Raw genomic sequence first — 2,992 nt, forward strand, 5'->3', positions numbered from 1 at the left:
CCTGTGGACCGTCGAGGGCGACCGCCTGCGGTGCGGCGTCTGCCCGCACGCGTGCCTCATCGCCGAGGGGCGGGAGGGGTACTGCGGGGTGCGCCGGAACGAAGGCGGGCGCATGGTGCCGCTGACGTACGGGCTCATCTCGTCGATCGCCGCGGACCCGGTCGAGAAGAAGCCGGTGTTCCACTACTTCCCAGGGACGCAGGTCCTGTCGCTCGGCAGCGTCGGCTGCTCGATGCGCTGCGGGCACTGCCAGAACTGGTCGATCAGCCGCGCCGGCCCGGACGACCTCGGCGACGCGCACACGCTGACGCCCGAGCGTGCAGTCGAGATGGCGCGCTCGTACCGGTGTCCCGGCGTCGCGTTCACGTACAACGAGCCGGTCATCTGGCTCGAGTACGTTGTGGACGTCGCCCGTCTGTGCCGCGAGCGGGGCCTCTTCACAATCATGGTGACGAACGGGTACATCACCACCGAGGCGCTCGACGTCCTCGGGCCGCTCATCGACGTGTGGCGCGTGGACGTGAAGGGGCTCACCGCCGAGCAGTACCGCCGGCTGTGCAAGGTGACCTCGCCCGAGCCGGTGTTCGCCGCCGCGGAACGCGCCGCTAGGCGCTGGGGGATGCACGTCGAGGTGGTGACCAACGTCGTCCCCGGCGTCAACGACGACGAGGCGACCCTGCGCGGCATCGCGGCGTGGGTCCGTGACGCCCTCGGGGTCGACACGCCTTGGCACGTGACGGGGTTCGTGCCGTACCTGGAGTTCGCCGACACGCCGCCCACATCGGCCGAGACCCTCGAGCACGCGCGGCTGATCGGTCGCGAGGAAGGCCTGCGCTTCGTGTACGTCGGCAACGTGTCCGTCCCGGGAGGTGAGGACACCGTGTGTCCGAACTGCGGCGTGGTCGCGGTCCGGCGGAGCGGATACATGGTGCGCGAGCGCGCGACCGCGAGCGGCTCCTGCGCCGCCTGCGGCACCTCGCTCAACCTCGTCGAGTGACCCGGGCGCGGCCCGTCGCGCACGCGGGGAGATGCAGGTGCGAGTGAGAAAGTGATATAAGATTGCGTTGCATCGCCACCTTCAAGGTGGCCGGGAGAGGGAGTGAGTGCGATGACTCGCCGACAGGCGCAGGCATTGGCTCGAGAAATGCGCAAGCACAGAGGTGAGTGGGTTCTAGTGAGCGGCGCGAAGATCGTCGCCGCTTCCCCAAGCATCAAAGACGCGATCAACAGCATTCCAGAGGCTGATCGCTCGAAGGTGCGCGCGCAATACTGCCCCCGGGGAGACTTCTCCGACACGACCTACTCGGCCATCTAGCGCATCTCTTGCGCGTCGACTACTCATTCAACGCGACACCCGACGGCGTGGAGACTCGCCCTTGCGTCAATGTCGCCTTTCTTGCCGATGGCGAGAGCGTGGGGTACACCGCTCTGGTCGACACGGGATCTCGTCACACGATTGTACTGGAGAGTGCCCTCGAGAACCTGGACCTCGGTCCAGTCGAGTCACTCACTGGGAACATCCGGTTTGCGCGCTACGAGCTGAAGGATCAGCCCGTGTACCGATTGGGGCTGAGGATCAAGTCTCCTTCGGACACGTGGCAAGACATCATTCTGGATGGACTTCCGGTCGTCGTGGTGACTGCCAAGGACGTAGAGCTACCGTTTGTCATCTTGGGCACTTCCGTCCTGCAGCACTTGGTGCTGGTGTTCCGGGACTATGAGTGCATCCTCCATCTGAAAGCCCGCGACGACTTCATCCAATCGGCGCACTACGCGGACGACTCCTTCTGAGCACGTGGCCGACATGGGCGTGGATTGCGGCGGGTGTCGCGTCGTGGGCGTTCGGCCTTCTGCTCGTGGTACTCATGCAGCGCCGGCGCTTCTATCGGCGCAACCCCTACGCAGTCGAGGAGTTCCCCGACTACACGACCGTTCTCGCGATCCGCTTCTGGGAGGGCGCGGTCAGGGTGCTCGGGCTGATTCTCTTGGTCGTGGGCGTCATGCTGTTCACGCTGGGTGTGGCCGGCGACGGCCGGGCGGACTTCCTGCGAGCAGCAGCCATCGTGTTCGGGGCCGTCGGCGCGATTCTTGGACTCCCGAGGGGATAGCGGGTAGCACCCTGCCCGCCCGTTGCCCTTGCGTCGCCACGTAGAATGGATTGCGGAGACGGGAGGCGCCTGTGACTGAGCGTGACGACGCTTCTTTGCGGACGCAAGTCGACGCCGCCGCCTATGGGGTGCCATACACTCGTAGTCTCGACGCGGATGGGTAGGCCACGTCCCGTCAAGTGGTGTATGAAGCCCTCTGCTCCGGCCCCGAGCCTTTCGCTCAGCCGGCCATGAGCGCGGGCACCACCTCCTGATCGATCCTGTCGTCCAGCAGCAGCGGCTGCATGGTCTTCTCGAGCGACTCGGCCGACATGTAGCGCCTCGCCACCTGCCACTCGTCGTGCTGCTCGGCGAGCACGGAGCCCACGAGCCGGATGATGGACTCGCGGTTCGGGAAGATGCCCACCACGTCGCTGCGGCGCCGGATCTCGCGGTTCAGACGCTCCTGGGGGTTGTTGGACCAGATCTGGCGCCAGTGCGCGGTCGCGAAGGTCGCGAACGCCGTGATGTCGGCGACGGCCTTGTCGAGCATGACGGCGACCTCGGGAAACCGGCCTTCGAGCTTCTCCGTGACCCGGGCGAGCTGGGCTGCGACCTCTTCGGCGCTCGGCTGGGCGAAGACGGTGCGTACGAGCGTGGCCACGAACGGCTGGGCGGACTTGGGCACGCGGCACAGCACATTGCGCATGAAGTGCGTGCGGCACCTCTGCCAGGCAGCCCCGGGCAGTGCGGCCTCGATCGCCGCGACGAGGCCTGCGTGCGAGTCGGACACGACGAGACGCACGCCGGAAAGACCACGGGAGACCAGATCGCGCAGGAACACCGTCCATGCCGAGGCCGTCTCTTCCGTGAAGATGTCGAGCCCGACGATCTCGCGGCGTCCT

Annotated in this window: 4 protein-coding genes; 3 read left to right on the plus strand and 1 reads right to left on the minus strand. The window is 66.7% G+C overall.

Annotated features, from left to right (window positions below):
• Position 1 precedes the first annotated feature (1 nt).
• From amrS to FDZ70_08680, 3 genes are all read left to right on the plus strand, one after another.
• On the plus strand, positions 2-997 hold the full coding sequence (gene amrS, locus FDZ70_08670) for an AmmeMemoRadiSam system radical SAM enzyme (GenBank protein TLM72096.1): 996 nt from the start codon (positions 2-4) through the stop codon (positions 995-997).
• 416 nt (positions 998-1,413) lie between these two features.
• The gene (locus FDZ70_08675) at positions 1,414-1,791 is read left to right on the plus strand and encodes a hypothetical protein (GenBank protein TLM72097.1); all 378 of its coding nucleotides are present in this window, start codon (positions 1,414-1,416) and stop codon (positions 1,789-1,791) included.
• A gap of 74 nt (positions 1,792-1,865) precedes the next feature.
• Entirely contained in the window at positions 1,866-2,108 is a 243-nt protein-coding gene (locus tag FDZ70_08680; protein TLM72098.1) for a hypothetical protein, read from the plus strand.
• Between the two features lie 220 nt (positions 2,109-2,328).
• Here the strand turns inward: FDZ70_08680 and FDZ70_08685 are convergent.
• On the minus strand, positions 2,329-2,992 hold a 664-nt coding region (locus FDZ70_08685), incomplete at its 5' end, for an IS256 family transposase (protein ID TLM72099.1).

The organism is Actinomycetota bacterium (genome assembly GCA_005774595.1).
Taxonomy (GTDB): domain Bacteria; phylum Actinomycetota; class Coriobacteriia; order Anaerosomatales; family D1FN1-002; genus D1FN1-002.